The organism is Sphingomonas sp. (assembly GCF_048594985.1).
GTDB lineage: Bacteria > Pseudomonadota > Alphaproteobacteria > Sphingomonadales > Sphingomonadaceae > Sphingomonas_I.
In genome coordinates this window covers 1-5158 of record NZ_JBMDXG010000277.1, presented here as the reverse complement: position 1 = coordinate 5158, position 5158 = coordinate 1, and the positions used below count along the sequence as shown (strand labels likewise).

At 67.4% G+C, this 5158-nt stretch carries 8 protein-coding genes and 1 tRNA gene; 6 read left to right on the top strand and 3 right to left on the bottom strand.

Annotation, left to right across the window (positions count from 1 at the left end):
* From ACOJSF_RS11250 to ACOJSF_RS11225, 6 genes are all read left to right on the top strand, one after another.
* The coding region (locus ACOJSF_RS11250; protein WP_420142291.1) for a hypothetical protein at positions 1 to 203 on the top strand (203 nt) is incomplete at its 5' end.
* Positions 196 to 510, top strand: coding sequence for a hypothetical protein (locus tag ACOJSF_RS11245; RefSeq protein ID WP_420142290.1), 315 nt, complete (start codon positions 196 to 198; stop codon positions 508 to 510). The genes ACOJSF_RS11250 and ACOJSF_RS11245, both read left to right, overlap by 8 nt.
* A complete protein-coding gene (locus ACOJSF_RS11240; protein WP_420142289.1) occupies positions 510 to 815 on the top strand; it encodes a hypothetical protein in 306 nt (101 codons plus the stop codon). Before ACOJSF_RS11245 ends, ACOJSF_RS11240 begins: the two co-directional genes overlap by 1 nt.
* A complete protein-coding gene (locus ACOJSF_RS11235; RefSeq protein WP_420142288.1) occupies positions 808 to 1047 on the top strand; it encodes a DUF2312 domain-containing protein in 240 nt (79 codons plus the stop codon). Before ACOJSF_RS11240 ends, ACOJSF_RS11235 begins: the two co-directional genes overlap by 8 nt.
* Positions 1047 to 1220 carry a hypothetical protein gene (locus ACOJSF_RS11230; protein WP_420142287.1) on the top strand — a complete coding sequence of 58 codons (174 nt, stop codon included), beginning with the start codon at positions 1047 to 1049 and terminating at the stop codon, positions 1218 to 1220. The genes ACOJSF_RS11235 and ACOJSF_RS11230 overlap by 1 nt, the downstream gene beginning before the upstream one ends.
* 308 nt (positions 1221 to 1528) lie before the next feature.
* Positions 1529 to 2845, top strand: a complete 1317-nt coding sequence (locus tag ACOJSF_RS11225) for a hypothetical protein (RefSeq protein ID WP_420142286.1) — start codon at positions 1529 to 1531, stop codon at positions 2843 to 2845.
* Positions 2846 to 2855: 10 nt separating this feature from the next.
* Here the strand turns inward: ACOJSF_RS11225 and ACOJSF_RS11220 are convergent.
* The 3 genes from ACOJSF_RS11220 to lon all read right to left on the bottom strand — a co-directional run.
* Positions 2856 to 2930 (bottom strand) — tRNA-Val (locus ACOJSF_RS11220).
* Positions 2931 to 3016: 86 nt separating this feature from the next.
* On the bottom strand, positions 3017 to 3289 hold the full coding sequence (locus tag ACOJSF_RS11215) for an HU family DNA-binding protein (RefSeq protein WP_420142285.1): 273 nt from the start codon (positions 3287 to 3289) through the stop codon (positions 3017 to 3019).
* An 86-nt stretch (positions 3290 to 3375) separates the two neighbouring features.
* Positions 3376 to 5158 (bottom strand): endopeptidase La (lon, locus tag ACOJSF_RS11210; protein ID WP_420142284.1); only part of this gene is annotated, 1783 nt, incomplete at its 5' end.

Genomic DNA, 5158 nt, shown 5'->3' with positions numbered 1-5158 from the left:
GAGCGGGCGCGCGCCGGGTCACTATGCGGCGCGCGCCCGCAATCGTCAAAGCGGGTTCCCGCATGATGCTAGGCGCGCAGGATGCCCTGGGCGATGCCGCTTATGGCCTGGCCGCGATCGTCATTGCCGCATCCGCTGCCGCCGTCCTGCGCGCCCGGCGCCATCGCGCGCCGCGCATCCGGGGGGAATGCGCCCATGTCTGATTGGCCCCGCTGGGAGGTTTCGGCCCTCTCCCCCCTCGTCGGGGTAGAGCGCGTCGCGCCCGATCTCGTCCGCAACATCGCGATCTTCCCCATCGCCGAAGCCGCCGCGCTGAAGTCGGCCGCCGGGGAGGCGGCGCGCGCCCGCACGCGCCTCGCCATGTCCGCCCCCTATCTCGCCGCCGCGCTGGAGGCGGCGTGCGTCGCCCTCCGCGGATTCGAGGACGGCACCGCCACGCCCGATCTGGCCGATACCATCGCCTCGGCCGGCGAACAGGTCCTCGCCGCCGCCCGGGGGGAGCTGGGCTGATGCCGAAACCCAACGCGCACCTGCACGCCCGGTCCTTCAATATCGAGGGGCGCCAGATCCTGGCGATGCTCGACCGGGACGAGGGCGGCAACGCCTGCCTCACCTTTCGCGGGTGGAGCGACGTCGTCGACGGCCCCGTCTGCTGGTCGCTCCGCATCGTCGCCGATCGCGACGCGCCCCACGACCTGTTCCTGCGCCAATGCCGCGCCATGCTCCGCGACACGACCGAACATTCGGTCCGCACCGCGCTCCAGATGGGCGGCTTTTTCGATCAGCTCAATGCCTTGGAGGGCCGGAATGTCTGACACGATCGCCGCCGATCAGCTGCGGCTCTTCATCGAACGCATCGAACGGCTCGAGGAAGAGAAGAAGGGCATGGCCGACGATATTCGCGACACCTATCAGGAAGCGAAGTCGCAGGGCTACGACACGAAAACGATGCGCGCCATCGTCCGCCTGCGCCGCCTCGAAAAGCACGCCCGCGAGGAAGCCGAAGCCCTCCTCGAAACCTACAAGGCCGCGCTGGGGCTCGGTTGATGGCGCCGCTCCGCATCTGGAACCGCCGGCAGTTCCACGGCGATCGCTTCGGCCACCGCTGTCGCCAGATCCGGCTCGTTGCGCCCTACCGCGCCGAGTTTCTGTTCGAAGACGGCCTGGTGGTGGAGGCCGACACGTTCGCCACGCGCGCGCTGAGGCGACGTCGTGGGTGACGTCGTGCCCCTCGTTCTATCTGGGCGCGATGAATGTCGGTGCGGCCGCTGCCGCGCGTTGGCGCGGCGTTTCCCGAACGATCCGCCCCAGCTCGTCCCGCCCCTGCTTTGGCCGGACAGCGCCGTGGTCGAGGCGCGCGCATGACTGCGATTCCCAGCATCGTCCACCTCGATCGCAAGCTCTGCCGCGCGGCCGAGCTCGGCAAGGGCATCGGCCTCACCAGCGCGGACCTCGACTTGCTCGTCCGCCTCGGGCTGATCGACACCCTGCACGCCGCCAAGGCGGAATTTCTGAAGGAAAAGGCCCGGTGTCGGGATACGAGACTGCGATCTATCGAAGAGGCAAATACTGGCTCGGCTGGGACAGGAAGGCGGACGGCACCCTCCGCAGCCCCTACCTCGCCATCTTCTGGTACGACCGCGCCGCCCGACGCACGAAAAGCGCTTCGACGGGCACGGATGCCGAGGAAGAAGGCATGATCGCCCTCGATCGGCGCTACCTCGCCGATCGCGGCGAAGCGCCGGCCTACTGCCCGCATTGCGGCCAGCCCATGGCGCGCGCCGCCGCCTATCTCCTGACCGACGCGATCGCCGACTATCGGCTCGAAATCGGCGACGAACGCGACTCCGCCGATTCGATCGCCGCGCGCCTCAAGCATGTCGTCGACTTCCTCGAGGTCGAAGGCCTGATCGAAACCAGTTGCGCCGAAGCGACCACCGCCCTTTTCGCCGATCGCTTCCGCGCCTGGTCACGCGCCCAGCCCGTCGTCTATCGCAACAAGGCGGGCGAGGTGACCGGCTCCCGCCCCCGCTCGCCCGCGACGACCGAGGAATCGGTGCTGCAGCTCGCCGCCGTCCTCAATCACGCCGCCAACGCCGACCGCTCCGATGCCCGCCCGAAATTCAGGCCGCTTGCCCGCAAGCAGGTCAGTCAGGCGCGCCGCGTGCGCGTCGACGTCGCCGTCCTCGCCGATATGCTCGCCTACGCGGCCGAGCCTGCGAAGCGCCGCACCGCGCTCCATGCCTTCATCGTCGCGTCGATCTGCACGCTCGCCCGGCCCGATGCGATCGTCGACATCGCCACCCTGCCCGGCCGGCGCCAGTGGTGGCCGGGCGCGCCGACGCTCGCTCTCAACCCCGCCGGCCGCGCGCAGACGAAGAAATTCCGCCCCCTCCTGCCGGTCGTGCCTTTGCTCGGCGAATGGCTCGCCTTCACGCGCGCCAATGCGGAGAATGACGATCCACGGATGCGGACGGGCGGCTGGCTCGTGAACTATTACGGCCGTCCGGTCCGCGACATCGACAGCGCCTGGACCGCGATGCTCACCGCGCTCGATCTGCCCCGCGAACGCGAATGGCGCCCCTACGTCCTGCGCCACAGCCTCGCGACGATCGTCCGCGCCGCCGGCGTACCGTTGTGGGAGCTGCAGGGCTTCATGGGCCACCATACCGGCGGCACCACCGAAACCTACGCCGTCGACCACCGCTTCCCGAACGTCATGCAGACGCTCGAAAGCCTCATTGCCGATCTGGAAAGCCGCGTTCCGGGTGCTCTGCACCGGAGAGGGGCCGGACCGGCATCTAACGTAATCCAAATGGGAGAACGAAAAATGCCGGCCGGATAACCACTTAGAGTGGTGGGCGCAGCAGGGTTTGAACCTGCGACCCCTGCGGTGTGAACACAGTGCTCTACCACTGAGCTATGCGCCCTTGGCCCGGCGGTTACCGGGTGCGGACCCGTCTGTCCAGCCCCGGCGCGGGCAAGTCGTCGTGAATGGTGTCGCGGCGCGCGGCCGTCAGTTCACCGCGTCCTTCAGCACTTTGCCGGGCCGGAATTTCGGCTGGCTGGTGGCCTTGATGTTCATGGGCTCGCCGGTGCGCGGATTGCGGCCGACCGACGCCTTGCGCCGGCTGACCGAGAAATTGCCGAATCCCACCAGCCGTACTTCGCCGCCCTTCTTGAGGTTGGCGGTAATCAGATCGAGCATGGTTTCCACCACGCGCGCGGTATCGGTGCGAGCGAGCCCGGTCTGGTCCGCGACCTGAGCGATCAGCTCCTGCTTGTTCATGAAAGTCCCCTTTTCGCCATTGCGGCGACGAACGAGGCGGCATCTAATGCCCGCCCCGCCGTGCAAGTCAAAAGGAAACGACGCGATCAGTGCCGGGCGACGCTTGGGGCCGGATCAGTTCCGATCGCGCCGATCTGGGGTTCGGTCGCGAGTTCATCCGCTTCGGTCCATTCGATCGGAACGACCGGCTGGGCCAGCGCGCGTGCCAGGACTTCGTCGACATGCCCCACCGGCACGATCTCCAGCCCCTCCAGGATATTGGCTGGAATGTCGGCCAGATCCTTCTCATTCTCCTTCGGGATCAGCACGGTCGCAATCCCCCCGCGGAGTGCGGCGAGCAGCTTTTCCTTTAGCCCGCCGATCGGCAGCACGCGGCCGCGCAGCGTCACCTCGCCGGTCATCGCGACCTCGCGCCGGATCGGAATGCCGGTCAGGGTGGAGATCATCGCGGTGACCATGCCGATGCCCGCCGACGGTCCGTCCTTCGGCACGGCGCCTTCGGGCAGGTGGAGGTGCAGGTCCTTGCGCGCGAACAGGCTCGGCTTCACGCCGTAGATCGGCGCGCGGGCGCGGATGAACGACCATGCCGCCTGGACGCTCTCCTGCATCACCTCGCCCAGCTTGCCGGTGGTCTTGACCTGGCCCTTGCCGGGCACGGTCACCGCCTCGATCGTCAGCAGCTCGCCGCCGACCTCGGTCCAGGCGAGGCCGGTGACCGCGCCGATCTGGTCCTCCTCCTCGGACACGCCGAAGCGGAATTTGCGGACGCCGGCAAACTCGCCGAGATTGTCGGGTCCGATCTCGACCGCGATCGCCTTGCCTTCGAGGATGCGGCGCAGCGATTTGCGCGCCAGCCTGGACAGCTCACGCTCCAGCGTCCGCACCCCCGCCTCACGGGTGTAATAGCGGACCAGGTCGCGCAGCCCCGCCTCGGACAGCGCGAACTCGCCATCCTTCAGGCCATGCTCCTGAATTACCTTGGGCAGCAGATGCTTGGTCGCGATCTCGACCTTCTCGTCTTCGGTATAGCCTTCCAGGCGGATGATCTCCATCCGGTCGAGCAGGGGCTGCGGCAGGTTCAGGCTGTTCGCGGTGCAGACGAACATCACGTCCGACAGATCGATGTCGATCTCCAGATAGTGATCCTGGAACTTCGCATTCCGTTCGGGATCGAGCACTTCGAGCAGTGCCGAAGCGGGATCGCCGCGGAAGTCCTGCCCCAGCTTGTCGATCTCGTCGAGCAGGAAGAGCGGGTTGGAACTGCCCGCCTTCTTCAGGTTCGACACGATCTTGCCCGGCAGCGAGCCGATATAGGTGCGGCGGTGGCCGCGAATCTCGGCCTCGTCGCGCACGCCGCCGAGCGACTGGCGCACGAATTCGCGGCCCGTCGCCTTGGCGATCGACTTGCCGAGACTCGTCTTGCCGACGCCGGGCGGGCCGACGAGGCAGAGGATCGGCCCCTTGAGCTTGTTGGTGCGCGCCTGGACCGCCAGATATTCGACGATCCGGTCCTTGACCTTCTCAAGCCCGTGATGGTCCGCGTCGAGGATCGCCTCGGCCGCAGGAATATCCTTCTTGATCTTCGACTTCTTGCCCCACGGCAGGCCGAGCAGCACGTCGAGATAATTGCGCACGACGGTCGCCTCGGCGCTCATCGGCGCCATCGTCTTGAGCTTCTTCAGCTCAGCGGTGGCCTTGGCGTGCGCTTCCTTCGACAGCTTGAGGCCGGCAATCTTCTGGCTCAGCTCGGCGATCTCGTCGCCGCCCTCGTCGGTGTCGCTGGTGCCCAGCTCGCGCTGGATCGCCTTGAGCTGCTCGTTGAGATAGTATTCGCGCTGCGTCTTCTCCATCTGGCGCTTCACGCGGCTG